This is a genomic window from Agrococcus sp. UYP33 (assembly GCF_054060915.1).
In genome coordinates, this window is record NZ_JBSSDR010000001.1 from 678,521 (window position 1) to 705,246 (window position 26,726).

Below are 26,726 nucleotides of genomic sequence, written 5' to 3' on the forward strand. Positions count from 1 at the left end.
AATAGCATGGACGGCATGACGTCAAGCACTGCCCAGCGCAGATCCCGGAAGCGGCCGGAGGAGCGGCGCGAGGAGATCCTGGCGGCCGCCGCGTCGATCGCCATCGACGAGGGCCTCGAGCGGATCACGCTCCGCGCGGTCGCGGAGCGGCTCGGCGTGCGCCCCGGGCTCATCACGCACTACTTCCCCGCCGCGGAGGACCTCGTCGTGGAGGGGTTCGCCCGCGCCGCGATCATCGAGCGCGAGCGGTTCTTCCCGGCGGAGGGCGATGCGCTGCGGCGCCTGGCGCACCTCATCGGCTACATCGAGAGCGGCGCGTCGCTGCCGCTCGCGCGGCTGTGGCTCAACGCGCGGCACCTGTCGCGCTTCAGCCCGACGCTCAACCGCACGCTCGACGAGCAGGACCTGCTCGACCGGGCGCGCCTCACGCAGCTGGTCACGGACGGCATCGCTGCCGGCGAGTTCGCCGAGACGGATGCCGAGGCGGCGAGCGTGCGGATCTGGATCGCCATCGACGGTCGCGGCTCCTCCGTCAACAGCGCGATCGAGGAGGAGCACCCCGCCTCCGCGACCTTCGCGTCGGACGTGGCGGAGTGGGCCCTGGCGCTCCCGCCCGGCACGCTGCGGCGAGCGATCGACGACGCACGAGGCGAGTGATCTCGATACGCGTGCGGGCTGCGCCCGCGCCGCTACTCGATCAGCGGGTGGGGGCGCCGCTCGTCGAGCTGCACGCCCTCACACGCTCGTCGAGTAGCACGCCCGGAGGGCGCGCGTATCGAGACGAACCCGCGGTGATCTCGATGCGCGTGCGGGCTGCGCCCCACCCGCGCGTCGAGTAGCACGCCCGGAGGGCGCGCGTATCGAGACGACTCCGGCTAGGCGAAGGGGTTGGGCATGAGGGTGTACTTCGTCTCGAGGTACTCGTGGATGCCCTCCGCGCCGCCCTCGCGGCCGAGCCCGGACTGCTTCACCCCGCCGAACGGTCCTGCGGCGTTGGAGACGACGCCGACGTTGAGGCCCATCATGCCGGTGTCGATGCGGTCGATCATCCGCTGCCCGCGCTTGGTGTCCTCGGTGAACACGTAGCCGACCAGCCCGTACTCGGTCGCGTTCGCGAGCCGCACCGCGTCGTCCTCGGTCGCGAACCGCTGGATCGCCACCACCGGCCCGAAGATCTCCTCGATCGACACCGCCATCTCCGCCGTCACCCCGTCCAGCACGGTCGGCTGGAAGAACGAGCCGGGCCCGTCGATCGCCTTCCCGCCGGTGACGAGGGTCGCCCCGTTGGCGACCGCCCCGTCGACCAGCCGGACCGCGTTGTCGACCGCCTTGTCCTCCACCAGCGGGCCGATCTGCACGCCCTCCTCGGTGCCGCGGCCGATCTTCATGCCCTTGACCGCCTCGCCGATCCGCTTCGAGAACTCGTCGGCGACGGACTCGTGGACGATGAACCGGTTCGCGGCCGTGCAGGCCTGCCCGATGTTGCGGAACTTCGCCAGCAGCGCCCCCTCCACCGCCTTGTCGAGGTCCGCGTCGTCGAACACCACGAACGGGGCGTTCCCGCCCAGCTCCATCGACGCCTTCAGCACGTTGTCCGCCGCCAGCTTCAGCAGCTGCACCCCCACCGGCGTCGACCCGGTGAACGACACCTTCCGGAGGCGCGGGTCGGCCAGCAGCCGCTCCGAGAGCGCCCCGGTGGACTTGGTGGTGATGACGTTCACGACGCCCTTGGGGAGCCCTGCCTCCTCCAGCAGGCCCACGAGCGCGAGCGTCGTCAGGGGCGTGAGGGTCGCGGGCTTCACGACCGCGGTGCAGCCGGCCGCGAGCGCAGGACCTAGCTTCCGGGTCGCCATCGCGAGCGGGAAGTTCCACGGGGTGATGAGGAAGCAGGGACCCACGGGCCGGTGGGTGACGATCATCTGGCCCGTGCCCTCGGGGGTCATCGTGTAGCGGCCATCGATCCGCACCGCCTCCTCCGAGAACCAGCGCAGGAACTCGCCACCGTAGGCGACCTCGCCCCGGGCCTCGGCGAGCGGCTTCCCCATCTCGAGGGTCATGAGGAGCGCGAACTCCTCCTTCCGCTCCTGCAGCAGATCGAACGCCTTCCGCAGGACCTCCCCCCGCACCCGCGCCGGCGTCCGGCCCCACGCCTCCTGCGCCTCGACGGCAGCGTCGAGCGCGCGCACGCCGTCGTCGACCGAACCGTTCGCGATCTGCTTCAGCACCTCCCCGGTCGCCGGGTCGCGCACGTCGATCGTGCCCTGCTCCCCATCGACCCAGTCGCCGCCGATGAACAGCTGGCCGCGGACGGCATCGAGGACCTCGGCCTCGCGGATGGATGTGTCGGTCGTGGTGCTCACGGGTACAGTCCTCTCAGCTTGTGTGCCTGTGCGACTCGCTCCACGGCGAGGCAGGTCGCGGCGGTGCGCAGCGAGACGCCTCGCCGTCGTGCTTCGTCGAGCACGTCGCCCCATGCTCGGGTCATGCGCTCGCCCAGGCGCTCCTGCACGTCGCGCTCGGTCCACCAGTACGACTGGTTGGCCTGCACCCACTCGAAGTAGGAGACGAGCACGCCGCCGGCGTTCGCCAGGATGTCGGGGACGACCAGCGTCCCTCGCGCCTCGAGGATCGCATCCGCCTCGCTCGTGGTCGGGCCGTTCGCGCCCTCGACGATGACGCGAGCTGTGACGCGCGAGGCGTTGCCGGCGTGGAGCACGCCCTCGACCGCGGCCGGGACCAGCAGGTCGACGTCGAGCTCGAGCACGCGCGCCGGCTCGATCGGGTCACCGCCGGGGAACCCGGCGACCGAACCGGTCCGCGCCGCGTAGGCCGAGAGCGCGGCGATGTCGAGACCCGCTGCGCTCGTGACAGCGCCGTCGGCGTCGCTCACCGCGACGATCCGGCAGCCCGACTCGGCGAGGAAGCGGGCGGCGTCGCGGCCGACCTTGCCGAAGCCCTGCACGCTCGCGGTCGCTCCGCGCACCGGGATGCCGACGTGCTCGAGCGCCGCGCGGGCGATGAGGGCGACGCCCGCCGAGGTGGCGCTCGCTCGTCCGCGGGATCCGCCGAGGCTCAGGGGCTTCCCTGTCACGACGCCCGGCACGGTGTGGCCGACGGCCGTGGAGTAGGTGTCCATCATCCACGCCATCGTGCGCTCGTCGGTGCCGATGTCGGGCGCCGGGATGTCGCGGGTCGGCCCGATGATCGGCAGGATCTCGCTCGTGTAGCGCCGCGTGAGCCGCTCGAGCTCGCCGTCGCTCAGCGCGCGCGGGTCGACGGCGATGCCGCCCTTCGCGCCGCCGTAGGGCACGTCGAGCAGCGCGCACTTCCACGTCATCCACATGGCCAGCGCGCGCACCTCGTCGAGGTCGACGGCGGAGCTGTAGCGGAGGCCGCCCTTCGCGGGGCCGCGCGAGAGGTTGTGCTGCACGCGGTGCCCGATGAAGGTCGTGATCGAGCCGTCGTCGCGCCGCAGTGGCACGGCGACGGTCATCTCGCGCCGCGGCACCGCGAGCATCGCGGCGACGCCGTCGTCGAGGCCCAGGATCTCGACGGCGTCGGCCAGCTGCGCGCGCGCCTCGTCGAGCGGCCCGAGCGGGGCCGTGAGCAGGGCGGTCATCCGCGTGCGATCGCGTCGCTGAGGACGTCGAGGCCCTCGCGCAGCAGGTCGTCGCCGATCGACAGCGGCGGCAGGAGGCGGATGACGTTGCCGTCGGTGCCGCACGTGAGCACGATGACGCCTGCCGCGTGCGACGCGGCAGCGGCGCGAGCGGTGAGTGCGGCGTCGGGCCGGCCGGTCACGGGGTCGACGAGCTCGAGCGCCATCATGGCGCCGTGGCCGCGCACGTCCCCGACGCGGGGATCGGTCGCCCGCAGCGCCTCGAGCCGCTCGCGGATGATGTCGCCGATCTCGCGGGCCCGCTCGACCAGGCCGTCCTCGAACGCGGCGATCGAGGCGAGCGCTGCTGCGCACGCGACGGGGTTGCCGCCGTAGGTGCCGCCGAGGCCGCCGGCGTGCGCGGCGTTCATGAGCTCGGCGCGGCCGGTCACCGCCGAGAGCGGCAGGCCTCCGGCGATGCCCTTCGCCGTGACGATCAGGTCGGGCACGATCCCGGAGTGCGTGGACGCGAACATCTCGCCCGTGCGGGCGAAGCCGGTCTGGATCTCGTCGGCGATGAAGACGATGCCGTGGCTCGCGGCCCAGTCGGCGAGCGCCGGCAGGAAGCCGTCGGCCGGGACGACGAAGCCCCCCTCGCCCTGGATCGGCTCGATGATGACGGCGGCGATCTCGTCGAGCTCGACCTGGCGCTCGATCCGCTCGATCGCGATGCGGGCGGCCTCCTCGCCCGTGCGGCCGTCGCGGAACGGGTACGACATCGGCGCGCGGTGCACGTCGCCGGCGAACGGCCCGAAGCCGCGCTTGTAGGGCATCGACTTCGCCGTGAGCGCCATCGTGAGGTTGGTCCGGCCGTGGTACGCGTGGTCGAAGGCGACGACGGTGCTCCGACCGGTCGAGGCGCGGGCGATCTTGATGGCGTTCTCGACGGCCTCGGCACCCGAGTTGAAGAGCGCGCTGCGCTTGGCGTGGTCGCCGGGCGTGATGCGGTTGAGCGCCTCGCACACGGCGACGTAGCCCTCGTAGCCGGTGATGGTGAAGGCGGTGTGCGTGAAGCGGCCGAGCTGCTCGGCGCTCGCTGCGACGACACCGGGGTGCGCGTTGCCGACCGACGTCACGGCGATGCCGGAGCCCAGGTCGATGAGCGAGTTGCCGTCGATGTCGCGCACGATGCCGCCGCCCGCCGCCTCGACGAAGACCGGCAGGGTGATCCCGACGCCGTCCGCGACCGCCTCGCGCTTGCGCGCGAGCATCTCGGTGGAGCGCGGTCCGGGGATGGGCGTGCGCAGCTCGCGGACCTGCGCCAGTGCGGGTCCTCCGACGACGTCGTCGATCGCGTGCATGGTGGGCTTCCGTTCTCTCGGTGTGCTCGCACGCTACGGCGACTCGCACGCAGGCGGGTGTGCCACTGCGGCACGGATCGCTGCCATGATTGCCGCCATGGCAACCGATGGCACCCCCGGCACTGCGACGATCGTCCGCCTCCTGGGGCAGCGGCAGCTCGACGTGCGGTCGCTCGTCGCGGGCGACGCGCGCCGCGACGCACCGATCGCCTGGATCGCGAGCTCCGACCTCGACGACCCCACGCCGTTCCTCTCCCCCGGGCACGTGCTGCTGACGACCGGGCGCCAGCTGCTCGAGCGCGAGGGTTCGGCCGACGCCTACGTCGACGCCCTGGTGCGCGGCGGCATCCTCGGGCTCGGCTTCGCCACCGGCCTGCACGCGCCGGAGGTGCCGTCGGCGCTCGTGGACGCCTGCGCAGCCGCGGAGCTGCCGCTGTTCGAGGTGCCGCTCGCGACACCGTTCCTCGCGATCATCCACTGGTGCGCCGACCTGCAGCGCGACCGCGAGCGGTGGGCGACGAGCGCCCAGCGAGCGGTCGCCGCCGCCGCGCTCGCCCCGACAGGGCACCGCGCGGTCGTGCGGCGGCTCGCGACGGAGCTCGGCGCCGGCGTGGCGCTCCTCGACAGCACGGGGCGGGAGCGGGCGACGAGCCGGACCGCCGTGCCCCCGGCCGCGCTCGCAGCGGCGCGTGAGACGCTGCGCTCGGCGCGTCGCACGACGTCGACCGTCGTGACGGCCGAGGGATCCGTGACCGTCGCGACGCTCGGGTCGGGCGACCGGTCGCTCGGCTGCGTCTGCATCTGGACGCGCGAGCCGCTCGACACCGCAGCGCAGTCGGTCGCGACCGTCGCCGCGGCGTGGCTCGAGTTCTCGCTCGTCAGCGCGGTCGACGCGACGCGGCGGCTCAACGAGCTCGAGGGCGCGCTCGCCGCGCTCGCGCTCGAGGGGCAGGCCGATGCGGTCGGCGCGCTGCTGCTCAAGACGGGTCGCCGGCTGCCGTCCGAGCCGATCGTGGTGGCGAGCGCCGAGACGGCGCTCGCTCGCTACGCCATGGAGGACGCGCTGCGCGACACCGCGGGCGACGTGCTGTGGACGGCCGACGGCGAGCGGCTGCTCTTCGTCGTCTCGCTCGCGGAGCGCGAGCGGCTCGATGCCTTCCTCGCGCGGCTCGATGCCACCGCGGGCGTCTCGCAGCCGTCGTCCTGGCGGCACGCGCCGGTCGCGGCCTCTGAGGCGGCCGCCGCGCTGCAGCGCGCGAAGCGGACCGGCGCGGCGACCGCGACGTTCGAACGAGCGCTCGACGGGTTGCTCGGGATGCTCGACGACCGCGACGCCCGCGATGCCGCCCGCGCACAGCTCTCGCCGATCGCCGCAGAGGCCGACGGCGCGGAGCGCCTCGCGCTCGTGCACACCTGGTTCGAGCAGGACTGCAGCTGGGACGCGACGGCTCGCATCGTGGGGATGCACCGGCACTCCGTGCGCAGCCGCATCCGGGCGATCGCCGAGCAGCTGCAGCTCGATGCCGACGCGTTCGCCGATCGCGCCACGCTCTGGGCGCTGCTCCGGGCCGCCGACGTGCCGCGCTGGCAGCGGCCCTGATCGAGCAGGCGACGGAGGCCGGCGCGTGACAGGAGCACGCTCAATCGTTTAATGTCAGTCGCGACGCCCGCGTGCCATCCCCGGGCGTCGCCGCGCATCCGCCGGTCGCCGTCGACCGCACGATGACGCCAACACCGATCCGAGGAGGAATCGATGAGCGAGAACCAGCTGAGCCACTACCGCGTGACGGACCCGTACACGGGTCAGGTCGTGAAGGAGTTCCCGACCGCGACGGACGACGAGGTGCGTGCCGCGATCGAGCGCGCGCATGCGGCCTATGAGCCGTGGCGGTCGACGCCGCTGGCGGAGCGGGCGGCGGTCCTCGGCCGGGCGGCGGAGGCGTTCGCGTCGCGCAGCCGTGAGCTGGCGGAGATCATCCGCACCGAGATGGGGAAGCCGCTCGCGCAGGGCGTGTTCGAGGCGGAGTTCTCGGGCGAGATCGTGCAGTACTACGCCGACAACGCGGAAGCGTTCCTCGCCGACGAGGTGCTGCAGGTGCGCTCCGGTGTGGATGCGCGGGTGCGGAAGTCGGCGCAGGGCGTGATCCTCGGCATCATGCCGTGGAACTTCCCCTACTACCAGGTGGCGCGGTTCGCGTTCCCGAACCTGATGCTCGGCAACACGGTGCTGCTGAAGCACGCGCCGCAGTGCCCGTGGTCGGCGACCGTGATCGCCGAGATCCTCGCCGAGGCGGGGCTGCCGGCGGGCGCGTACGAGAACATCTTCGCCACCAACGACCAGATCGGCGACATCGTCATCCCCGACCCGCGGGTCCGCGGCGTGTCCCTCACCGGCTCCGAGCGCGCCGGCGCCACGGTCGCCGAGATCGCCGGCCGCCACCTGAAGAAGGTGGTGCTGGAGCTGGGCGGCTCCGACCCGTTCATCGTCCTCTCCACCGACGACATGGACGCGGTCGTGGAGGCGGCGGTCGAGACGCGGATGGAGAACTCCGGCCAGTCCTGCAACGCCTCGAAGCGGTTCATCGTCATCGACGACCTCTACGACGAGTTCACGCAGAAGCTCGCCGCCGCGATCACCGCCCTCCCGGTCGGCGACGCCGACGACGAGGACGCGCTCGTCGGCCCCCTCTCGTCGCAGGCCGCCGCCGACCGGCTGCGGGAGCAGACGGGCGCCGCGGTCGCCGAGGGCGCGCAGGTGCTCGCCGGCACCATCACCGCGACCGGTGACGCGCGCATCACGCCCGCGCTGCTCGGCGGCGTCACCGACGAGATGGACGCGTTCCGCGAGGAGCTGTTCGGCCCCGTCGGCACCGTCTACCGGGCGACGGACGTCGACGACGCGCTCCGGATCGCGAACGGCACCCCCTTCGGCCTCGGCGCACGCCTGTGGTGCACCGACCCGGAGCTCGCCGCCTCCGTCGCCGACCGCATCGACGCCGGCATGGTCTCCATCAACGGCGCCGGCTCCGAGGACTACGACATGCCCTTCGGCGGCACCAAGAGAAGCGGCTTCGGCCGCGAGCTCGGCCCCCACGGCATGGAGGAGTTCATGAACAAGAAGCTCATCGTCGGCTGACGAGCGCAGCCGCACACGACGATGGCCCCGGATCGCTGGATCCGGGGCCATCCTCATGCGGTCATCGCCGCGCGGTCAGGCGCGCGGCTGCTGCTGCGTGATGCAGTGGATGCCACCGCCACGCGCGAAGATCGGCCGCGCGTCGACCGTGACGACCTCGCGGCCGGGGTAGGCCTCGGCCAGCACCTCGCGCGCCCGTGCGTCGGCCTCCGGCTCGCCGAAGCCGCAGACGACGACGCCGCCGTTCACCACCGAGTGGTTGACGTAGCTCCAGTCGACGAAGCCCTCGTCGTCGCGCAGCGTCGCGGGCGCCGGGAGCGCGATGACCTCGATCGCGCGCCCGCGGGCGTCGGTGCTCGCCTCGAGCACCGCGCGGATCTCCTGGCTCACGGCGTGATCGGGATGCGACGGGTCCTGCTGCTCGTGGAGCAGCACCCGTCCGGGCGACGCGAAGGCGGCGACGATGTCGACGTGCCCGTTGGTGCCGAACTCCTCGTAGTCGCGCGTGAGCCCGCGCGGCAGCCAGATCGCGCGCTCGGCGCCGATCGTGCGCGCGAGCTCCGCCTCCACCCGCGCTCGATCCACGTGCGGATTCCGGCGGGGGTCGAGCTGCACGGTCTCGGTGAGCAGCACCGTGCCCTCGCCGTCGACGTGGATGCCGCCACCTTCGTTCACGAGCAGCGAGCCGATGCGCTCGGCGCCGGCGAGCGCGCCGACGGTCGTCCCGAGGGCTGCCGAGAGCTGCCACTCGGCCCACGCCGGTGCGCCCCAGCCGTTGAAGATCCAGTCCACGGCGCCGAGCCGGCCGCCGTCGTCGAGCACGAAGGTGGGGCCGACGTCGCGCATCCAGAACTCGTCGAGCGGCGCCTCGACGACCTCGATCGCACCGTCGAGCATCCGGCGCGCCCGAGCGACTTCGGACGGGTCGGCGACCATCGTGACCGGCTCGAACCCGGCGACGGCGTTCGCCACCGCAGCCCACGCCTCGTAGCCCTCCTGCCGCTCCTCGGCCGTGCCGCCGAGCGTCACGCCCTCCCTGGGGAACGCCATCCAGGTGCGCTCGTGCTCGGCCGTCTCCGCAGGCATCCGCCATGTCATTGCGATCGTCCCTCTCGCCACCTACTATTGACCAAGCGATCAACAGTTGTAGCGACCGTACTGAGGACGATGGCTCCCGTCAATGCCGACCCGCGCGGCGTCCTCCCACCTGCACGACGAAGGAGACACAGGATGAGCAACCACCAGCTCGACGAGCATCGCGAGTGCGACGTCGTCATCATCGGCGCAGGCGTGGCTGGCCTCTCGGCGGCGACGCGGCTGCGCGAAGCCGGGCACGAGGTCGTCGTGCTCGAGGCCCGCGACCGCGTCGGCGGCAGGCTCTGGACCCGTGAGATCGACGGCGCGATGCTCGAGATCGGCGGCCAGTGGGTCTCCCCCGACCAGTCCGCGCTGCTCGAGACCATCGATGCGCTCGGCCTCGAGACCTTCGCTCGGTACCGCGAAGGCCAGAACGTCTACATCGCCGACGGCGGCGAGCGCGTCGAGTTCCTCGGCGAGCAGCTGCCCGTGCCGGCCGAGACCGAGGCCGAGATGGAGCGCCTGACGGTCGTGCTCGACGAGCTCGCCGCCGCGATGGACCCCGATGCACCGTGGGCGCACCCGCAGGCGCGCGAGCTCGACACCGTGTCGTTCGAGGAGTGGCTCGAGGCGCAGACCGACGACGCGCTCGCCCGCCGCCACATCTCCCTCTTCATCGCCGAGGCGATGCTGACGAAGCCCGCCCACGCCTTCAGCGCGCTGCAGGCGGTGTTCATGGCGGCGTCCGCCGGCTCGTTCTCGAACCTCGTCGACTCGGAGTTCATCCTCGACCGCCGCGTGGTCGGCGGCCTGCAGGGCGTGCCGCTCGCGCTCGCCGCGGCGCTCGGCGACCGCGTCGTGCTCGACGCCCCCGTCCGCCGCATCGAGCACGGGGCCGACGGCGTGACGGTCGTCTCCGACCGTGGCACGGTGCGCGGCAAGCGCGTCATCGTGGCCATGCCGCCGAACCTGTTCTCGCGCATCGACTACCAGCCGCCGCTCCCCCGCCGGCAGCACCAGCTGCACCAGCACCTGTCGCTCGGGCTGGTCATCAAGGTGCACGCCGTCTACGACCGGCCGTTCTGGCGCGACAAGGGGCTCTCGGGCACCGCGTTCAGCCCGTACGAGCTCGTGCACGAGGCATACGACAACTCGAACCACGAGGACGAGAAGGGCACGCTCGTCGGCTTCGTCTCTGACGAGCACGCCGACGAGGTCTTCGCGCTCCCGGCCGAGGAGCGCAAGCAGCGCATCCTCACGAGCCTCGTGCACTACTTCGGCGACGAGGCTGGCGAGCCGATCGTCTACTTCGAGAGCGACTGGGGCACGGAGGAGTGGACGCGCGGCGCCTACGCCGCCTCGTACGACCTCGGTGGGCTGACGCGCTACGGCGCGGACCAGCGCACGCCGGTCGGCCCCATCCACTGGGCGTGCAGCGACTTCGCCGGGCACGGCTTCCAGCACGTCGACGGCGGCATCCGCTCGGGCTGGGCGGCGGCGAAGGACGTCATCGCAGCACTGGCCTAGCAGCACGCGATCGGAGGCCGGCGGCGCTACGGGCGCGGCCGGCCTTCGCGCGTGCTGGCCCGGGCGACGAGCGTCGGGCGCAGCGTGCCGGGCGCGACGTCGGGCGCAGCACCGGGCTCCGCACCGCTGAGCGCATCGATGAGCTCGGCCGCACAGCGGGCGCCGTGCTCCCGCTCATGCAGGTCGAGCGCCGTCACCTGCGGCGTCAGCAGCGAGAGCGCCGGCTCGTCGACGTAGGCCGCGAGCAGCAGGTCGACCCCGACCCGGCGCCCGTCGCGCGCAGCGGCGGCCGCGACCGGGCCGGCGGTGCCGCTCGGCACGGTGAGGATCGCGTCGACCGCGGCGTCCTCGAGCAGCCGGCGGGTCGCCGCCTCCACCTCACGGGCGTCGGGCTCGAAGCCGATGGTCGTCATGAGCGCGGGGAGACCGCGCTGCGCGCACCACGCTCGGTGCGCCTCCGCCACCTCCGCGCCCCACGCCGTGTCGGCGGGTGGCAGCAGGGCGGCGATCCGGGCGGCGCCCGCCCGCGACAGGTGATCGAGCAGCTCGACCGTCGCGGAGGCGTGGTCGGCAGTGACGCTCGCGACGAGCGACGGCGCGGCACGAGCGACGCGCTCGCCGCTCACGACGGGCCTGCCGTCATCGAGCAGCGCATCGACCGCCGCGTCGCCGGCGGCGGCGTCGATGATCACGAATCCGTCGACGTGGGCGGCGGCCGGCGCGTCGGCGGCGGGGCGCGGCAGCAGGATGACCGACCACCCGCGCGCGTGGGCGGCGTCGACGACCCCGAACGCGAACTCCGCGTAGTACGGCGAGGTGCCGCCGGTGCTCGGCAGCAGCAGCCCCATCGTCCGGTAGCTCGCGGTGCGGAGGCTCCGCGCGCTCGCGTTGGGCTCGTACCGCAGCTCGCGCGCGGCCTCGAGCACGCGCTCACGCGTCGCGTCCGAGACGCCGGGCAGGCCGCGCAGGGCCATCGAGGCCGCGGCGACCGACACGCCCGTCGCCGCGGCGACGTCGCGGAGCGTCGGGCGGGCGGTGGTCACGCGTCGAGGCTAACCCACCGGCGGGACCCTTGCGCCGTCACCGCTTAATCGTTTAAGGTGACGACGACACCGCCGTCCGGAAGGTCACGCCATGCTCGCTCATCCCGACTCCGACTCCCCCTCGTCTGCCCGCGCGGTCGAGGTGCACGAGGCATCCATCGCGCAGCTGCGCGACTGGCTGGCATCCGGCGCGACCACGAGCGTCGACCTCGTGGAGGCGTACCTCGCGCGCATCGCGGCCTTCGACGAGCCCGGCAGCGCGACGGCGCTCAACGCGGTCGTCGTCCGCAACGAGCGGGCGCTCGACGAGGCGGCCGAAGCGGATCGCCGCCGGGCGTCCGGCCGCACGCTCGGGCCGCTCGACGGCATCCCCTACACCGCCAAGGACAGCTTCCTCGTGCGCGGGCTCACCGCCGCAGCCGGCAGCCCGGCCTTCGCCGACCTGGTCGCGCAGCGCGACGCGGCGACGATCGAGCGCCTGCGCGCGGCGGGCGCCATCTGCCTCGGCCTCACGAACATGCCGCCGATGGCGAACGGCGGCATGCAGCGCGGGGTCTACGGCCGAGCGGAGAGCCCCTACTCCGCGGCATACCTGACCTCGGCGTTCGCCTCCGGATCGTCGAACGGCTCGGGCACGGCGACGGCCGCGAGCCTCGCGGCCTTCGGGCTCGGCGAGGAGACCTGGTCGAGCGGCCGCGCCCCCGCCTCGTGCAACGCGCTGTGCGCCTACACGCCCTCCCGCGGCGTCATCTCGGTGCGCGGCAACTGGCCGCTCGTGCCGACGATGGACGTCGTGGTGCCGCACGCGCGCACCATGGCCGACCTGCTCGAGATCCTCGACGTGATCGTCGCCGACGACCCGGATGCTCGGGGCGACTTCTGGCGCGGGCAGCCGTGGGTGCCGATCCCGTCGGCCTCGACCGTGCGGCCCGACTCCTACCCGGCGCTCGCACCCGTCGACGCCGACGCCGCGCGGGCCGCCCTCGCGGGCAAGCGCTTCGGCGTGCCCCGCATGTACCTCGGCACCGACCCGGAGGCCGGCGTCGGCGCCACCGGCATCGGCGGTCCGACCGGGCAGCGCATCGAGCCGCGCGCGAGCGTGCTCGCGCTCTGGGAGGCTGCCCGTCGCGACCTCGAGGCCGCCGGCGCGGAGGTCGTGGAGGTCGACTTCCCGCTCATCACGAACTACGAGGGCGACCGCGCCGGCGCTCCCACGATCGCTACCCGTGGGCTCGTCTCCGAGGCGTTCCTGCGGCGCGAGATCCTCGACCTCTCGGCCTGGGCGTGGCAGGACTTCCTCGCCGCGAACGCCGATCCCGCCCTCGACAGCCTCGCCGACGTCGATGGCGCCGCGATCTTCCCGCACCCCGGGGGCGCGCTGCCCGACCGCTACGACGGCTTCGACGACGACATCGCCGACTATCCGCGGCATGTGCGCGAGCACCCGGTCGGGTCGTTCCTCGAGATCCCCGAGCTCGAGCAGGGGGTGCGAGGGCTCGAGGAGACGCGCCGGATCGACCTCGAGGCGTGGATGGACGGGCTCGGACTCGACGCGGTGCTGTTCCCGGCGATGGCGGATGCCGGGCCCGCGGATGCCGACGTCGACCCGGCCTCCGCGGCGCTCGCGTGGCGCAACGGCGTCTGGGTCGCGAACGGCAACCTCGCCATCCGCCACCTCGGCGTGCCGACCGTCACCGTGCCGATGGGGACGATGTCCGACATCGGGATGCCCGTCGGCCTCACCTTCGCCGGCCGCGGCTGGGACGACGAGGCGCTGCTGCGCACCGCAGCCGCGTTCGAGGCGACCGGCGATCGCCGGACGGCGCCGCCGCGGACGCCCGCCCTCGGCTGAGGGCGATCAGGCGCGAGCGCTCGCGCCGTCGGCCGCCGCCTCGAGCGCGCCCGGCGCGAGGCCGAGCAGTCCCTCGGCCGCCCGCTTCGTGATCGCGCCCTGCGCGGCGCCGGCGCCCCAGTGGACCAGCTCGTGCGCGTTGAGCCCGTCGATCATCGCGAGCAGGTGCAGGGCAGTGCCGTCGACGTCGTCGCACCGCAGCGCGCCGGCCTCCGCACCCGCGGTGATCGCGTCGCGGATGATCGACAGCCACTCGTCCATCCGCAGCCGCACGGCGGCGGCGAGCGCGGCGTTGTGCCGGCCGAGCGACCACGCCTGCACCCACAGCGACGTGACGTCTTGCCGCTGGGGGTCGAGCGCCGCATCGATGAGCACCACGAGGCCCGCGGTGGCGCTCGGCTCCGCCGCGACGAGCTCCCGCACCTCGCCGATCTCCTCCGCGACGATCTCCGAGAAGGTGTCGGCGACGAGCGCGTCCATGCTCTCGACGTAGTGCGCGACGAGCGCCGACGCCATCGAGGCGCGACCCGCGACGGCCCGCTGGGTCACCGCGTCGAGGCCCTCCTCGAGCGCGATCACCCGGGCGGTCGCCGCGATCTCGGCTCGCCGGTCGTCGGGCGACTTCCGGGTGCGTCGCGGCTTCGTCTCCATGCTCCCCATCCTCCCGCAGACGACGACGCTCCGGCCGAGGCGCAGCCTCGAGCCCGGAGCACCGTGGGGCGTCAGACGCGCGCGATCGGCTCGTCGTCGGCGGCCGCCGTGCCGTCGTGATGCGCGTCGAGCACCGCGGTGTCGGGCGCATCCGGGTCGTCCACCGCGACGGGCAGCACCTCGCCGCGGAAGAAGGCGGGCGCTCGCCGGGCCTGCAGCAGCATGAGCACGACGCCGAGCACGAGGATGCCGATGCTCGCCACGAAGACGAGGCCGACGCCGTCCTGCGCCATGCCGTCGGCATCCCACCGCGTGGCGAAGATCGCCGAGCCGGAGCCGTACGCGGGGTCGATCGAGTCGATCGCGGTCTTGCAGAAGAGCGCGAGCAGGGCGACGCCGCCGAGCAGCGGCAGCACCAGGCGCGTGAGCGCGCTCCGGACGCTGCGGAACCAGGAGCGGCGGAAGAACCAGACCGCGGCGAGGCCGGTGATGCCGTAGTAGAAGCAGACCATCATGCCGAGCGCGCTGATCGTGTCCCAGAGCGCGTTCTCGGAGAGCACCTTCATGACGGCGTAGAGCGCCATCGCGGTGATCGCCGATGCGAGGGTCGCGACCGACGGCGAGCGGAAGCGCGGGCTCACCGTGCTGAAGGTGCGCGGCATCGCGCCGTAGTGCCCCATCGCGAGGATGGTGCGCGAGGGCGAGATCATCGTCGACTGCAGCGAGGCGGCGGAGCTCAGCAGGATCGCGATCGAGATGAGGATCGCGAACGGGCCCATGATCGGCTCGGCGAGCACCGCGAAGATGGACTCCTGGTTCTCCGGGTTGCCCGCGCCGAGGCCGGTCTCGCCGACGCCCGCGTACGCGAGCGTGGCGATGGTGACGAGCAGGTAGAGCGCCATGGTGACGACGATGGTCACGATGGCGGCGCGGCCCGGCGTGCGCTTCGGGTCCTTCGCCTCCTCGTTCATCGTGACGACGGTGTCCCAGCCCCAGAAGAGGAAGATCGCGAGCGAGACGCCGGCCGACATGGCCGAGAGGCTCGACGCCGCGAGCGGGTTGAACCAGTCAGCGGTGACCGGCTGCGGGTCGAACCCGTTGCCCTGCCCCACCGCGACGAACGCGGCGATCGCGTACCAGACGAGCGCGCCGACCTGGAAGACGACCAGGCCGATCTGCACCTTCTTCGTCGCATCGACGCCCCGGTAGCTGATCCATGCGGCGCCCGCGACGAACAGGCCGGTGATGAGGAGGTTGAGCCAGAGGATGCCGGTGAGGTCGGCGAGCGAGTCGTCGCCCGTTACCTGCGCGAGCAGGATGAAGAGGAAGTCGACGGCGACGGCGGCCAGGTTCGATAGCACCAGGATCGTCGACGCGACGAGCCCCCAGCCGGCCATCCAGCCGATCCACGGGCCGAACGCGCGGGTCGCCCAGGTGAAGCTCGTGCCGGAGTCGGGCATCGCGGCATTCAGCTCGCGGTAGCCGAACAGCACGAAGAGCATCGGCACGAACCCGATGAGCAGCACCGCGGGCACCTGCAGGCCGACCTCGGCGACGACCGGCCCGAGCCCCGAGGTCAGCGTGTACGCGGGTGCGACCGCGGAGACGCCGATGATGGCGCCGCCGATGACGCCGACCTTCCCGATGCCCAGTCCCTTGCGCGTGACGCCGCCCTTCGGGGCGGCCTCAGCCGTGCGCTCGATCGATCTCGTCATGGAGGCTCCTTCGCCTGCTCGTCGCCCGCGCCTCAGCGCAGCGGGCGCTCGCGCCATTGTTGACCATGTGGTCGACAAGCGCAAGTGGAGCTCGCCGGTGAAGATCGGCGGCGTGCCGTGCGAGGATCCACCCGGAGCGACGAGCATCAGCGCGGCCGCCCAAGCCCGCCGCACGAAAGGCCGCCCATGCGCCGCACCCTCGCCTCGCTCACCGTCGCCGCCGCCGCGGCGGTCGCCCTCACCGGATGCGTGATCGCGCCGCCCATCCTCGACCCCTACAGCTTCGGCTTCGTGGGCGGGTACGGCCCCTACGATCCCGCGTACGACGACTTCGACCCGGTCGCCGAGGAGCAGTGGCAGGCCGAGAACCGCGCGATGGAGCTCGACTTCGCTGAGGAGGTCGCGCAGGAGCTGCGCGAGGTCGGCTCAGCGCTGCCCCCTGCCGAGGGCGAGTCGCTCGAGGCGTTCCGTCACCTCGCGATCGGCGTGGGCTACGAGTGGTGCGACCTCCTCTACGTCGACGAGGAGCGGATCGGCGACGCCGACGAGCACGCCGAGCAGGCGCAGCGCTACGGCTGGACCACGGAGGAGTACCGCGTCGTCGTCGAGGAGGCGGAGGGCTGGCTCTGCGGGTACTGACACGGATGGGCCTCATGCGCGCGCAGGAATGTCCGCACGAGCGCCAATACCGTCAGCGCATGACCGCTGCAGACAGCACGGATCCCGGCACCTCCCGTGCCGCCGCGCGTCTCCGTCAACTCCTCGACGAGCTCGAAGGCGCCCCCACCGAGCGCGGCGACGATCCCGGCTCACAGCACCAGCTCGACGTGTGCGCCGAGATCGAAGCGATCGTGCTCGCCCGCATCGGCCCCCGCCGCGCTTGACGAGAACGAGCGGACCCGCCTCTGCGCAGGGCAGGACGCTCGTCTCGCGCGGCAGGACGGACGCGCATCGACGCACTCATCGGGCCGTGATCTACCCGCGCGCGGTGCCGACCGCCGGCCCCTTCGGAGCGGCACGCGGACCGTCGCCGGCGATCACCAGTCGTGGACCGTCCCGTCGAGCAGTCGGTTGTAGGGCAGGTATGCCTGCTCGTACGGGTACTTGCCTGCTTCGTCAACGTTGAGCTCGACGCCGAGCCCCGATGGCGGCGCGCGCCTCCCTGCTCCTCGGCGCGGAGCGCGTTATCGTCATCGACCGCTACCAGGAGCGCCTCGCTCAGGTCGAGCAGGTGATCGGCGCCGAGACGATGAACGACGAGGCGAGCGAGGTGCTCGCGGAGCTGCGGGAGACTACCGGAGGTCGAGGGCCCGACGTGTGCATCGAGGCCGTCGGCATGGAAGCGCACAGCGACCGCATCGACTTCGCCTACGACCAGCTGAAGCAGCGGCTGCGGTTGCAGACCGACCGGCCAACCGCCGTCCGCGAGGCGATCTTCGCGGCGCGGAAGGGCGGGAGCATCTTCGTGCTCGGCGTCTTCGGCGGGTTCGTCGACAAGTTCCCACTCGGCCCGATCATGAACAAGGGGCTGACCCTCCGCTCCGCGCAGCAGCACGGGCACCGCTACATCCCGATGCTCCTTGAGCGGATGGCGCGCGGCGAGCTGACCACCGAGCACCTCGCCACGCACGTCATGGCGCTCGACGACGGCCCCGAGGGCTACGCGATGTTCAAGGAGAAGACGGACGGCTGCGTCAGGGCGGTCTTCCGGCCGTGAGAACCAAGAAGGCCACCTACTTCCGCAGGTGGCCTTCTTCACTGTCTCAACACAGTGCGCGCCCGGAGGGATTCGAACCCCCAACCTTCTGATCCGTAGTCAGATGCTCTATCCGTTGAGCTACGGGCGCCTGGCCGAACGGCCAGGGATCAGACTACCTGATCCCTGGCCGTCAGCGCGAATCGAGCCGCGTCACGAGGACGCGACCAGCCTCACAGGGGGCGAATGTTCGCAGCCTGCGGGCCCTTGTTGCCCTCAACGATCTCGAACTCGACTGCCTGAGCCTCTTCGAGGGTCTTGAAGCCATTGGACTGGATCTGGCTGTAGTGAGCGAACAGATCCTTGCCGCCGTCGTCCGGAGCGATGAAGCCGAAGCCCTTGCCGGAGTCGAACCACTTGACGGTGCCGGTTGCCATAATTCCTTCAATCTTGCTGTGTGGCCTGAGCCACGCGAAAAGCGCAGAACAAGAATCGTCCTGCGCCACCTCCACCCTAGCGGTCATGGGCTCCGCGCCCTAGCAAAACTTCTGCGGGCCTGCCGAACCGGCGGGCGGAGGCGCGAGTGCGCGGCCCTCAGGACCGCGCGCTCGCACCCTCAACCGAGGTCGACGACCGGCTCCAGTCCGTCCCACTCGAGGGGCGCGACGTGGAGCGAGCGGTAGGTGTAACTCGGGTCCCAGCCGTGGAAGACGAGCCGCGCTGAGCCATCCGGTGCCGCGACGACGTCCTGCCCTCCCGGGCCCCGCACCTCGTCGCCGGTCGCCGCGGTGGTGAGCAGCGGCTCCTCGGCCTTCGTCCACGGGCCGTCCATCGACGGCGCGGTCGCGTAGCCGATCGCGTACTCGTCGCCACCGTAGGAGTTGGCGGAGTAGAGCAGCGTGAGCCCCTCGTCGTGCACGATGAGCGTCGGCGCCTCGACGAGCTCGCCCTCCCACGCCTGGTCCTGGCGGATGAGCCGCACCGTCTCGCCGTCGAGCGCGAGCCCGTCGTCGGTCAGCGGCGCCGCCTGGATCCAGGTGTCGACGCCGACGGCGTTGCCGTCGTTCTTCCAGACGAGCCATCGCTGCCCGTCGATGACGGCCGTCGACGCGTCGATCGCGCCGCCGTCCTCCGCGGGGCAGACCAGCATCCCGTCGCCCTGCACCTCGAACGGGCCGCCCGCCTCTGGCGAGATCGCGACGCCGATGCACTGCCGGCCCGACTCGAAGTCGGTCGCGGTGAAGTAGAGCGCGAAGCGGTCCGGCCCGAGCGCCGTCACCTCCGGCGCCCACGTCTTCCCCGGGATGACCCAGGACGGCAGCTCCGGCATCGCGTCGCCGCGTCGCTCCCACGTCACCAGATCCTCGGAGAAGGCGGTGGGCACGGTCTGCCGGTTCGACTCGGTCGAGTACGCCCAGTAGCCCTCATCCGTCTGCACGACATCCGGATCGGCGAAGTCGTCCGCGAGCACCGGCTCGGTGGGCGGCGGGCCGCTCGCGCAGCCGGCGAGCAGCCCCGCGGCGACGGCGAGCGCACCGCCCGCCAGCCAGGCACGTGGACGTCGCGCGAGCGTCATCCCTTGATCCCGGACCGCGAGACGCCCTCGACGATGAAGCGCTGCAGCAGCACGTAGAGCAGCAGCACCGGCGCCGACGCGATCACCGCACCCGCCATGAGCAGGTCGTAGCGCACCGCGTTCGCCGACTGCAGCGTCGCGAGGCCGGCGGGCAGCGTCTGCACGTCGGGGTTGAAGAGCACGTACACCGGCCACAGGAAGTCGTTCCAGTTGCCGAGGAACGCCAGCAGCGCGAGCGTCGCGATCGCGGGCTTCGCGAGCGGCAGGATGATGTGCACGAACGTGCTCCACGGGTTCGCCCCGTCGAGCCGCGCCGCCTCCTCGAGCTCGGGCGGCAGGCTCAGGAAGAACTGCCGCATGAGGAAGACGCCGAACGCGCTCGCCGCCGTCGGCACGATGACCGCCATGAGCGAGTTCAGCCACCCGAGCTCGCTCACGATGAGGTAGTTCGGGATGATCAGGATCACCGGCGGCACGAGCAGCGTCGCGATGACCGCGCCGAAGACGATGCCCTTGCCACGGAACTGCATGCGCGCGAGCGGATACGCCGCGAGGGTCGCGGTGACCACGACGAGCGCCGCGTGCAGGGCTGCGGCGAGCATGCTGTTGAGGAACCACGTGAACACCGGGGTGGCCGTGGCGCCGAGGATCGACTCGTAGGCCTGGAGCGTCCACTCCTCCGGCAGCCACTGCGGCGGCAGGCTCGTGGCGTCGGCCCGCGTCTTGAACGACGTGAGCAGCATGAACACGAGCGGGCTGATGAAGAGCAGCGCGATCACCACGAGCACGAGCCAGCGGGCCCACATGCCGGCGCGCTGCCTCGGCGGCCGGCGTCGGCTCGCTGCCGGCTTGGGTGCAGGCGTCGGTGCCGGTGCCGGTGCTGGCGTCGGTGCCGCGGTCGCTGTGCTCATGATTCCTTCTCCTTGCGCTCGCGGAAGAGCCAGAAGACGATGACGCTCAGCAGCACGAGCGCGACGGTCAGCACGTAGCTCATGGCGGCGGCGCTGCCCATCTGGAAGTTGCGCAGCCCCTCCTCGGCGATCAGGTAGATCGCGGTGCGGGTCTCGCGGCCCGGTCCGCCCTGCGTCATCAGGAACGACTGGCCGAACATGTTGGCCGAGGCGATGATCGTGTTGATCATCACGAACATGAGCACGGAGCGCAGCCCCGGGAGCGTGACCGCCCAGAACTGCTGCCAGGCGTTGGCGCCGTCCATGCGCGCCGACTCGTACAGGTCGGCCGGGATGTCCTGCAGGGCCGCGAGGTAGATGACGGCGTTGAGGCCGAGCGTCCACCACACGGTGACGCCGACGAGCGACGTCCACGCCGGGATCGTCGATGTGAGCCACGCGGTGTCGCCGGGCAGGCCGAGCAGCTCGAGGTAGTAGTTGACGAGGCCGATGTTGGTGTCGAGCAGGTAGCGCCAGAGCACCGCGACGACCGCGACGCCGAGCACGTACGGCGCGAAGTAGACGGCCCGGAAGAAGTTGCGGCCAGGGAAGCGGCCGTTCATCAGCATCGCGACGAGCAGGGGCACGACGAGCAGCAGCGGCACCGAGAGCACCATGAAGACGCCGGTCGCCTGCATGGCCTGCCAGAACGGCCCGAACGTCGTCGATCCGGGATCGAGCAGGTCGGTGTAGTTCTCGAGCCCGACGAAGGGCTTGCGCGGCAGCGTGTAGTCCCAGCGGTGCAGGCTCATCCAGAGGCCGAGCACCACCGGGAGCGCGACGAAGCCGCCGAAGATGAGCAGGTAGGGCGCGAGGAAGAGCCAGGGCGTCGCGCGCCCGTGGCTCTGCAGCCCCCGCCTGGTCGGCGCCCGCCCCGCAACGGGGAGGACGCCGGCTGGGTTGGTGGAGGTCATCGGGTCACTCCCCGAACGCCTCGAGGTTCTCCTCCATCAGCTGCGTCGCCGTGCCCTGCGCGGCCTCCAGCACCGCCGCGGGCTCGCCCTGCCCGAGCACGCCCTCCGCGACCGCGACCTCGACGGTCTCGGTCTGCACCGTGCCGATGCCCGGCGTCGTCGGGATGAACCGCATGGCGTCGAGCGACTCGGCGAGCGGCTCCTGCGGCGTGCCCTCGAGCGCGCCCTCGTCACGCACCGACTGGCGTGCCGGGATCATGCCCGCCTGCGCCCAGTCGGCCGAGTGCTCGCTCATCCAGGCGATGAAGACCTTCGCCGCGTTGATGCGGTCCGGGTCGTCCTGCCGGGGCAGGAAGAACTGGTGCGACGAGGCCCACGCGGCCTGCTCGCCGCCGATGGCCGGGATGGGCGCTGCCGCGTAGGGCAGGCCCGACGCGTCGAGGTCGTTGAACTGCCAGATGCCGTCCCACGTGATCGACGTCTCGCCGTTCTTGAAGGCGACGTACTGCGCGTCCTGCGCCACGTCGGCGGGGCTGTAGCCCTGCTCGACCATGCTGCGCATCCACTCGAGCGACTGCACCCCGGCCTCGTCGCCGAACGTGGCGGCCGTGCCGTCGGCCGCGTACGGCTCGCCGCCGTGCTGCCAGTCGAGCGTGAGGAACATCAGGTGCGCCGGCCACCGCGACGGCATCCAGAACGGCGTCTCGTAGCCCGCAGCCTGGAGCGCGTCGAGCGCGGCCTGGAACGACTCGGCGTCGGTGGGCGGCTCGGTGATGCCGGCCGCCTCGAAGTGCTCGGTGTTGTAGTACATCGCGAGCGAGTGGATGTCGAGCGGGATGCCGTAGCGCTGGTCGCCGTAGACGCCTGCCTCCCACACCGCCTCGGTGAAGTCGTCGGCAGTGAGCTCGAGCTGCTCGGCCATGTCGTCGAGCGGCATGATGACCTGCCGTGCGGCGTTCGAGCCGAGCTGGTCGAAGTGCATGACACCGACGTCGGGACCCTCGCCCGCCGTCACGGCCGCGGGGAGCCGCTGGTAGTAGTCGGACCACTGCATGGTGTTCGACTCGACCGTGATGTTCTCGTGCTCCTCGTTGAACTGGTCGACCAGCCCCTGCATGAAGGGGCCGTCGCCACCGGTGAAGCCGTTCCAGAACGACAGCGTAACGGCCGGGCCGTCGTACTCGCCGGTGAACTCGCCACCGGGCGTCTCGCCCGGTCCTGCGCTGCAGCCGGCGAGCAGCGCCACGGCCGCGGCAGCCGCGACCGTGACCGTGGTGCGCCGGGAGCGGCGCGGGGAAGTCGTGAGCACTTGATCCTCCTCGTTGAAAACAAGTGGGCACCAGCACGCGGCACCGTGCCGACAACGTACAGCGCTGTAAAGCCGCTGTCCAGTCCCCCGATCGCGGCTTAGGATGGCGGCGGCCCACCGGGCCGCGAGAGGGGCAGCATGACGCGCGTTCGACTCACCGACGTCGCCGCCCGCGCCGGCGTCTCGATGAAGACCGTCTCGAACGTGGTGCACCACCATCCGCACGTCTCCCCCGCCATGCGTGCCCGCGTGCAGGAGGCGATCGACGAGCTCGGCTACCGCCCGAACCTCACGGCGCGCCGGCTCGCCACCGGGCGCACGGGCATGATCGCGCTCGCGATGCCCGAGATCGACCACCCGTACTTCTCGGAGCTCTCCCGCTCGATCGCCGAGGTCGCCGCCGAGATGGGCTACCGGGTGCTCATCGAGCAGACGCTCGGCGAGGCGGAGGCGGAGCGCGCGGTGATCATGGACCGCGAGGCCGGCCTCGTCGACGGCGTCATCTTCCACCCGGTGAGCATGACGACGGTCGAGATCGGCAAGCTGCGCCGCGATCTGCCGCTCGTGCTGCTGGGCGAATCGGCGCGGCCGCTGACCACCGACCACGTGATGATCGACAACGTGCGAGCGGCGCGCGACGGCACCGAGCTGCTCCGCCGCACCGGCCGACGCATCGCCTTCCTCGGCACCGTCTCGCACGACGTCACCGGCTCGACCGCCCAGCGGCTGCACGGCTACCAGGAGGCGCTGGAGCGCGCCGGCGTGCCGGGCGACACCTCGCTCGTGCTGGAGACCGGCGGCTTCCGCGTCGAGGACGCCCGCGCCGCGCTCTCGGCCGCGCTCGCGCGCGGGCTCGACATCGACGCCGTCCTGTGCCGCGACGACCGGTTCGCGATCGGCGCGCTCCAGGCGCTCGCGGAGGCCGGACTGTCGGTGCCGGACGACGTGGCCGTGCTGGGCTGGGACGACACCCACCTCGCGACGATCAGCACGCCGACGCTCAGCTCGATCGCGCCGGACAAGCGCGGGATCGCTCGCATCGCCCTCGAGCTGCTCATCGAGCGGATCGGTGGCCACCAGGGGGTGGGTCGGCACCGCATCGCGCCGCACGGCATCGAGCAGCGCCAGAGCACCGCGGGACGCTGACCCGGACGCCTCGGCTTTACAGCGCTGCAAGCCTTGCTCCATGATGGGGCGCATGACCACCGACGCGCTGCCCCGGGCCACCGCGCAGACCGGGACGCATCCGCGCCCCCAGCTGCTCCGGTCCGCCTGGACCGACCTCAGCGGCCCCTGGGGCTTCGAGCACGACGACGACGACGCCGGCGTGCGCGAGGGCTGGGCTCGGCCCGGCCGCACCGCAGCGCGGACGATCGTGGTGCCCTTCCCGCCCGAGTCGGACGCATCCGGCATCGGTGAGCGCGACCACCACCCGGTGGTCTGGTACCGCCGCACCGTGACCGTCGACGAGGTGCGCGCCGCCGGCTGGCAGCCCGGGATGCGCCTGCTCGTGCACTTCGGTGCCGTGGACTACCGCGCGACGGTGTGGGCCGACGGGGCCATGCTCGGCGAGCACGAGGGCGGCCACACGCCGTTCGCGGTCGACGCGACGGATGCGGCACGCGAGGAGCGGCCGTTCGAGCTCGTCGTGCGGGCGGAGGACGACCCGCTCGACCTCGAGCAGCCGCGCGGCAAGCAGGACTGGCTGCCCGAGCCGCACGTGATCTGGTACGACCGCACGACCGGCATCTGGCAGCCCGTGTGGCTCGAGGCGGTGCCGGAGACGAGCATCGACCGCCTCGGGTGGTCGAGCGACCTGCCAGCCGCGCGCGTCTCGCTCGAGCTCGGGCTCTCACGCCGTCCGGCCGCCGGCACCTCCGTGCGAGTGCGCATCGCCGACGAGGACGGCGAGGAGCTCGCCGCGGTGACGCAGCGCGTGCAGTCGCCGCGCGCGCGCATCGACCTGCCCGTGCACGCGCTGCAGAACGGCCAGGGCTACGAGTCGATGCTGTGGTCGCCGGAGCATCCGCGACTGCTCGACGCGACGGTCGAGCTGCTCGACGCGAGCGGCGCGCCCATCGACGCGGCCGCGTCCTATCTCGGGCTGCGCAGCGTGAGCGCCGCGGGCGGCCGCTTCCTGCTCAACGACCGGCCGCATCCGGTCATCGCGGTGCTGGAGCAGGGCTATTGGCCGGAGAGCCACCTCGCGGCGCCGAGCGCCGACGCGCTGCGCGCCGAGGTGGAGCTCATCAAGGCGCTCGGCTTCACGACCGTGCGGGTGCACCAGAAGATCGAGGACCCGCGCTTCCTCTTCTGGGCGGACCGGCTCGGCCTGCTCGTCTGGGAGGAGATGCCGAGCGCGTACGCGTTCTCGGCGACGAGCGTCGAGCGTCTCAGCCGCGAGTGGCAGGAGGCGATCGAGCGCGACCGCTCGCACCCGTGCATCGTCGCCTGGGTGCCGGTCAACGAGAGCTGGGGCGTGCAGCACATCGCGCACGACGAGCGGCAGCAGCAGCTCGTGCGGGCGCTCTTCCACCTCACGAAGGCGCTCGACGACACGCGCCTCGTCATCTCGAACGACGGCTGGGAGCACGGCGACTCCGACCTGCTGACGATCCACGACTACGAGCAGGATCGCGAGCGCCTCGCGGCGTCGTACCGCGATGCGGCCGCGATCGAGCGCACCGCGGCGGGCATCGGCCCGGCTGGCCGCCGCATCCGCGTGCTCCCGGATGCCGCGTCGCCCGGCCTCGCGGATGCGCCGGTGATCGTCAGCGAGTTCGGCGGCGTCACCTGGGCGCCCGACGCCCCGATCGCCACCTGGGGCTACGGCGTCGCGTCGTCGCCCGAGGACTTCGAGCGCAGGCTCCGCGACGTCTTCGGCGCGCTGCACGGCGGCGCGCTCGCCGGCCTCTGCTACACGCAGCTGACCGACACGCTGCAGGAGGCGAACGGGCTCGTCGACGAGCACCGGCGCCCGAAGCTGCCGCTCGAGGTGCTGCGAGCGATCGTCACCGACGCGCCGCGCTGAGCCCTCGCCCCTGCGCGAGCACGCCGCAGACGCTCACGGCGCGGGCTTGCGGTCCCTCGACGGGCCGATCTCGAGGCTCCGATCGACGACGCCCTGGGCCACCGTGAGCAGCTCGAGGTTGTGCTTGCGGGCGTGGTCGCGGAGCATTCGGAACGCTCGATCCATGTCGACGTCGGCCGATGCGGCGATCACGCCCTTCGCCTGCTCGATGCAGACGCGGCTGTCGAGCGCATGCTGCAGCTGCTCTGCGAGCAGACCGCTCTCGCGGATCGCTCGCTCCTGGAGGATCCCGATCGACGCGAGGTTCGCGAGCGCGCGAGCTGCGGCAGCGTCAGCACGGCTCAGCGCGCCGGGAACCGTCCGGTACAGGCCCATGCTGCCGATGACCTCGTCGCGCGCGCGCAGCGGCACGGCGTGCACGGCCCGGTAGCCGTAGCCGAGCGCGGTCTCGCGAAACTCCGCCCAGCTGCCGCTCACCTGCTCGACGTCGGCGACCGAGACCGTCGCGCCGGTCCGCGCGGCCTCGACGCACGGACCATCCCCGGCGTTCAGCTGCATCACCTGGACGAAGTTCACCCCCTCTTCCGAGGAGGCGACGAGCTCGGGCCGCCCGTGCGCATCCTTCAGCAGCAGTCCCCCGGCGCCAGCATCCACCAGCTCGACGCACTCGCTCACGACGGTGCCCAGCATCTGTAGGACGTCGTACTCGGAGGTCAGCGTCTCGGCGAGCGTGGCGAGCGCCTCGCCGAGCCGCTCCGCCGTCAGCATGCCGTCCATGGCACCCGTCCTCCTGCTACCGCAGCGGTCGAGGAGGGATCCCCTCGACGCGGGCCCGCGCGGAGCTTCGCAGCTCGCCACCTGATCGTTCGCGACCGACTCTAGGACTGGCAGCGCGGCGGCGCCAGCGGGGTGATGGTGCATCTAGGCGACCCACAGGCACCTCGACCCGCGCCGTCAGGGACGTGGGCTACCGTGGCCACCGCACCACCACGCACAGCAAGAGCGTCCCGCCGGCCTGGTCCCCGCCTGCGGGCGCTCGCCAAGGCACCGCTTGTCGCGACCCGCGCGCGCATGTGCTCGCCGCCCAGCCCACGGTCGGTCGACGACGCGCATCCCCGCCGGACATGCGAATGCCCCTTCGTGGCGAGACGAAGGGGCAGACGTGGAGACGGAGGGATTTGAACCCTCGGTCCCCTAATGGGGACTCCACCTTAGCAGGGTGGTGCACTCGGCCGGACTATGCGACGTCTCCTCGGCCCACCTGCTGGCAGGCCGACGGCAACTCTACCA

General features: G+C 72.3%; 23 protein-coding genes and 2 tRNA genes. 10 read left to right on the top strand and 15 right to left on the bottom strand.

Annotation, left to right across the window (positions count from 1 at the left end; all coding sequences use genetic code 11):
• The first annotated feature begins 15 nt into the window (after window positions 1-15).
• Entirely contained in the window at window positions 16-657 is a 642-nt protein-coding gene (locus ACVWW9_RS03285; RefSeq protein ID WP_354258506.1) for a TetR/AcrR family transcriptional regulator, read from the top strand.
• Window positions 658-875: 218 nt separating this feature from the next.
• On the opposite strand, the gene ACVWW9_RS03290 is transcribed toward ACVWW9_RS03285, so the two are convergent.
• Genes ACVWW9_RS03290 through gabT form a run of 3 tightly spaced genes read right to left on the bottom strand, consistent with a single transcriptional unit; the run spans window position 876 to window position 4,959 of the window.
• Window positions 876-2,360: an NAD-dependent succinate-semialdehyde dehydrogenase gene (locus ACVWW9_RS03290; RefSeq protein WP_456514355.1), complete on the bottom strand. Its 1,485-nt coding sequence runs from the start codon at window positions 2,358-2,360 to the stop codon at window positions 876-878.
• Window positions 2,357-3,619: a Glu/Leu/Phe/Val family dehydrogenase gene (locus ACVWW9_RS03295; protein ID WP_456514356.1), complete on the bottom strand. Its 1,263-nt coding sequence runs from the start codon at window positions 3,617-3,619 to the stop codon at window positions 2,357-2,359. The genes ACVWW9_RS03290 and ACVWW9_RS03295 overlap by 4 nt, the downstream gene beginning before the upstream one ends.
• The gene (gene gabT / locus ACVWW9_RS03300; protein ID WP_456514357.1) at window positions 3,616-4,959 is read right to left on the bottom strand and encodes a 4-aminobutyrate--2-oxoglutarate transaminase; all 1,344 of its coding nucleotides are present in this window, start codon (window positions 4,957-4,959) and stop codon (window positions 3,616-3,618) included. The genes ACVWW9_RS03295 and gabT overlap by 4 nt, the downstream gene beginning before the upstream one ends.
• A 97-nt stretch (window positions 4,960-5,056) precedes the next feature.
• Here gabT and ACVWW9_RS03305 point away from each other — a divergent pair, with 97 nt between their 5' ends.
• The gene (locus tag ACVWW9_RS03305; RefSeq protein ID WP_456514358.1) at window positions 5,057-6,559 is read left to right on the top strand and encodes a PucR family transcriptional regulator; all 1,503 of its coding nucleotides are present in this window, start codon (window positions 5,057-5,059) and stop codon (window positions 6,557-6,559) included.
• A gap of 153 nt (window positions 6,560-6,712) precedes the next feature.
• Complete coding sequence (locus ACVWW9_RS03310) at window positions 6,713-8,095, top strand: NAD-dependent succinate-semialdehyde dehydrogenase (protein ID WP_456514359.1); 1,383 nt, start codon at window positions 6,713-6,715, stop codon at window positions 8,093-8,095.
• A gap of 75 nt (window positions 8,096-8,170) precedes the next feature.
• Here the strand turns inward: ACVWW9_RS03310 and ACVWW9_RS03315 are convergent, their stop codons facing one another.
• On the bottom strand, window positions 8,171-9,193 hold the full coding sequence (locus ACVWW9_RS03315; RefSeq protein ID WP_456514360.1) for an agmatine deiminase family protein: 1,023 nt from the start codon (window positions 9,191-9,193) through the stop codon (window positions 8,171-8,173).
• A gap of 132 nt (window positions 9,194-9,325) precedes the next feature.
• Here ACVWW9_RS03315 and ACVWW9_RS03320 point away from each other — a divergent pair, with 132 nt between their 5' ends.
• The gene (locus ACVWW9_RS03320) at window positions 9,326-10,699 is read left to right on the top strand and encodes a flavin monoamine oxidase family protein (protein ID WP_456514361.1); all 1,374 of its coding nucleotides are present in this window, start codon (window positions 9,326-9,328) and stop codon (window positions 10,697-10,699) included.
• 26 nt (window positions 10,700-10,725) lie between these two features.
• Here the strand turns inward: ACVWW9_RS03320 and ACVWW9_RS03325 are convergent, their stop codons facing one another.
• On the bottom strand, window positions 10,726-11,742 hold the full coding sequence (locus ACVWW9_RS03325) for a LacI family DNA-binding transcriptional regulator (RefSeq protein ID WP_456514362.1): 1,017 nt from the start codon (window positions 11,740-11,742) through the stop codon (window positions 10,726-10,728).
• 91 nt (window positions 11,743-11,833) lie between these two features.
• Here ACVWW9_RS03325 and ACVWW9_RS03330 point away from each other — a divergent pair, with 91 nt between their 5' ends.
• Window positions 11,834-13,594, top strand: a complete 1,761-nt coding sequence (locus tag ACVWW9_RS03330) for an amidase (protein ID WP_456514363.1) — start codon at window positions 11,834-11,836, stop codon at window positions 13,592-13,594.
• Window positions 13,595-13,600: 6 nt separating this feature from the next.
• Here the strand turns inward: ACVWW9_RS03330 and ACVWW9_RS03335 are convergent, their stop codons facing one another.
• Window positions 13,601-14,245 (bottom strand): TetR/AcrR family transcriptional regulator, encoded by a 645-nt coding sequence (locus ACVWW9_RS03335; RefSeq protein ID WP_456514364.1) that lies wholly within the window; start codon window positions 14,243-14,245, stop codon window positions 13,601-13,603.
• 71 nt (window positions 14,246-14,316) lie between these two features.
• Window positions 14,317-15,960 carry an APC family permease gene (locus ACVWW9_RS03340; protein WP_456514365.1) on the bottom strand — a complete coding sequence of 548 codons (1,644 nt, stop codon included), beginning with the start codon at window positions 15,958-15,960 and terminating at the stop codon, window positions 14,317-14,319.
• Between the two features lie 186 nt (window positions 15,961-16,146).
• On the opposite strand from ACVWW9_RS03340, the gene ACVWW9_RS03345 reads away from it, so the two are divergent.
• The 3 genes from ACVWW9_RS03345 (at window position 16,147) to ACVWW9_RS03355 (ending at window position 17,677) form a co-directional block, all read left to right on the top strand.
• A complete protein-coding gene (locus ACVWW9_RS03345) occupies window positions 16,147-16,599 on the top strand; it encodes a hypothetical protein (RefSeq protein ID WP_456514366.1) in 453 nt (150 codons plus the stop codon).
• A 59-nt stretch (window positions 16,600-16,658) separates the two neighbouring features.
• Complete coding sequence (locus ACVWW9_RS03350) at window positions 16,659-16,844, top strand: hypothetical protein (protein ID WP_456514367.1); 186 nt, start codon at window positions 16,659-16,661, stop codon at window positions 16,842-16,844.
• Between the two features lie 260 nt (window positions 16,845-17,104).
• The gene (locus tag ACVWW9_RS03355) at window positions 17,105-17,677 is read left to right on the top strand and encodes a zinc-binding dehydrogenase (protein ID WP_456514368.1); all 573 of its coding nucleotides are present in this window, start codon (window positions 17,105-17,107) and stop codon (window positions 17,675-17,677) included.
• Window positions 17,678-17,734: 57 nt separating this feature from the next.
• On the opposite strand, the gene ACVWW9_RS03360 is transcribed toward ACVWW9_RS03355, so the two are convergent.
• From ACVWW9_RS03360 to ACVWW9_RS03385, 6 genes are all read right to left on the bottom strand, one after another.
• Window positions 17,735-17,807 (bottom strand) — tRNA-Arg (locus ACVWW9_RS03360).
• A gap of 82 nt (window positions 17,808-17,889) precedes the next feature.
• Window positions 17,890-18,093 (bottom strand): cold-shock protein, encoded by a 204-nt coding sequence (locus ACVWW9_RS03365; protein WP_092666090.1) that lies wholly within the window; start codon window positions 18,091-18,093, stop codon window positions 17,890-17,892.
• A 179-nt stretch (window positions 18,094-18,272) separates the two neighbouring features.
• Entirely contained in the window at window positions 18,273-19,232 is a 960-nt protein-coding gene (locus ACVWW9_RS03370; protein WP_456514369.1) for a glycoside hydrolase family 43 protein, read from the bottom strand.
• Entirely contained in the window at window positions 19,229-20,143 is a 915-nt protein-coding gene (locus ACVWW9_RS03375) for a carbohydrate ABC transporter permease (protein WP_456514370.1), read from the bottom strand. Before ACVWW9_RS03375 ends, ACVWW9_RS03370 begins: the two co-directional genes overlap by 4 nt.
• The gene (locus ACVWW9_RS03380) at window positions 20,140-21,096 is read right to left on the bottom strand and encodes a carbohydrate ABC transporter permease (RefSeq protein ID WP_456514371.1); all 957 of its coding nucleotides are present in this window, start codon (window positions 21,094-21,096) and stop codon (window positions 20,140-20,142) included. The genes ACVWW9_RS03375 and ACVWW9_RS03380 overlap by 4 nt, the downstream gene beginning before the upstream one ends.
• A gap of 4 nt (window positions 21,097-21,100) precedes the next feature.
• Window positions 21,101-22,405: an ABC transporter substrate-binding protein gene (locus ACVWW9_RS03385; RefSeq protein ID WP_456514372.1), complete on the bottom strand. Its 1,305-nt coding sequence runs from the start codon at window positions 22,403-22,405 to the stop codon at window positions 21,101-21,103.
• A gap of 138 nt (window positions 22,406-22,543) precedes the next feature.
• Between ACVWW9_RS03385 and ACVWW9_RS03390 the strand changes: the two genes are divergently transcribed.
• Together ACVWW9_RS03390 and ACVWW9_RS03395 are read left to right on the top strand one after the other, a co-directional pair.
• Window positions 22,544-23,551, top strand: coding sequence for a LacI family DNA-binding transcriptional regulator (locus tag ACVWW9_RS03390; RefSeq protein WP_456514373.1), 1,008 nt, complete (start codon window positions 22,544-22,546; stop codon window positions 23,549-23,551).
• Window positions 23,552-23,603: 52 nt separating this feature from the next.
• Entirely contained in the window at window positions 23,604-25,436 is a 1,833-nt protein-coding gene (locus ACVWW9_RS03395) for a sugar-binding domain-containing protein (RefSeq protein ID WP_456514374.1), read from the top strand.
• A gap of 33 nt (window positions 25,437-25,469) precedes the next feature.
• Here ACVWW9_RS03395 and ACVWW9_RS03400 read toward each other — a convergent pair whose 3' ends face one another.
• Together ACVWW9_RS03400 and ACVWW9_RS03405 are read right to left on the bottom strand one after the other, a co-directional pair.
• Window positions 25,470-26,213, bottom strand: a complete 744-nt coding sequence (locus ACVWW9_RS03400) for a GAF and ANTAR domain-containing protein (protein ID WP_456514375.1) — start codon at window positions 26,211-26,213, stop codon at window positions 25,470-25,472.
• A gap of 386 nt (window positions 26,214-26,599) precedes the next feature.
• Window positions 26,600-26,688: transfer RNA gene (locus ACVWW9_RS03405), tRNA-Ser, on the bottom strand.
• Between the last annotated feature and the right edge of the window lie 38 nt (window positions 26,689-26,726).

Bases quoted from the DNA above. Each gene is read 5' to 3' on its own strand.
- ACVWW9_RS03285 (WP_354258506.1), top strand. From the start codon at position 16: ATGACGTCAAGCACTGCCCAGCGCAGATCCCGGAAGCGGCCGGAGGAG.
- ACVWW9_RS03295 (WP_456514356.1), bottom strand. From the start codon at position 3,619: ATGACCGCCCTGCTCACGGCCCCGCTCGGGCCGCTCGACGAGGCGCGC.
- gabT (WP_456514357.1), bottom strand. From the start codon at position 4,959: ATGCACGCGATCGACGACGTCGTCGGAGGACCCGCACTGGCGCAGGTC.
- ACVWW9_RS03305 (WP_456514358.1), top strand. From the start codon at position 5,057: ATGGCAACCGATGGCACCCCCGGCACTGCGACGATCGTCCGCCTCCTG.
- ACVWW9_RS03310 (WP_456514359.1), top strand. From the start codon at position 6,713: ATGAGCGAGAACCAGCTGAGCCACTACCGCGTGACGGACCCGTACACG.
- ACVWW9_RS03315 (WP_456514360.1), bottom strand. From the start codon at position 9,193: ATGACATGGCGGATGCCTGCGGAGACGGCCGAGCACGAGCGCACCTGG.
- ACVWW9_RS03320 (WP_456514361.1), top strand. From the start codon at position 9,326: ATGAGCAACCACCAGCTCGACGAGCATCGCGAGTGCGACGTCGTCATC.
- ACVWW9_RS03330 (WP_456514363.1), top strand. From the start codon at position 11,834: ATGCTCGCTCATCCCGACTCCGACTCCCCCTCGTCTGCCCGCGCGGTC.
- ACVWW9_RS03335 (WP_456514364.1), bottom strand. From the start codon at position 14,245: ATGGAGACGAAGCCGCGACGCACCCGGAAGTCGCCCGACGACCGGCGA.
- ACVWW9_RS03340 (WP_456514365.1), bottom strand. From the start codon at position 15,960: ATGACGAGATCGATCGAGCGCACGGCTGAGGCCGCCCCGAAGGGCGGC.
- ACVWW9_RS03345 (WP_456514366.1), top strand. From the start codon at position 16,147: ATGCGCCGCACCCTCGCCTCGCTCACCGTCGCCGCCGCCGCGGCGGTC.
- ACVWW9_RS03350 (WP_456514367.1), top strand. From the start codon at position 16,659: ATGACCGCTGCAGACAGCACGGATCCCGGCACCTCCCGTGCCGCCGCG.
- ACVWW9_RS03355 (WP_456514368.1), top strand. From the start codon at position 17,105: ATGGCGGCGCGCGCCTCCCTGCTCCTCGGCGCGGAGCGCGTTATCGTC.
- ACVWW9_RS03365 (WP_092666090.1), bottom strand. From the start codon at position 18,093: ATGGCAACCGGCACCGTCAAGTGGTTCGACTCCGGCAAGGGCTTCGGC.
- ACVWW9_RS03370 (WP_456514369.1), bottom strand. From the start codon at position 19,232: ATGACGCTCGCGCGACGTCCACGTGCCTGGCTGGCGGGCGGTGCGCTC.
- ACVWW9_RS03375 (WP_456514370.1), bottom strand. From the start codon at position 20,143: ATGAGCACAGCGACCGCGGCACCGACGCCAGCACCGGCACCGGCACCG.
- ACVWW9_RS03380 (WP_456514371.1), bottom strand. From the start codon at position 21,096: ATGACCTCCACCAACCCAGCCGGCGTCCTCCCCGTTGCGGGGCGGGCG.
- ACVWW9_RS03390 (WP_456514373.1), top strand. From the start codon at position 22,544: ATGACGCGCGTTCGACTCACCGACGTCGCCGCCCGCGCCGGCGTCTCG.
- ACVWW9_RS03395 (WP_456514374.1), top strand. From the start codon at position 23,604: ATGACCACCGACGCGCTGCCCCGGGCCACCGCGCAGACCGGGACGCAT.
- ACVWW9_RS03400 (WP_456514375.1), bottom strand. From the start codon at position 26,213: ATGGACGGCATGCTGACGGCGGAGCGGCTCGGCGAGGCGCTCGCCACG.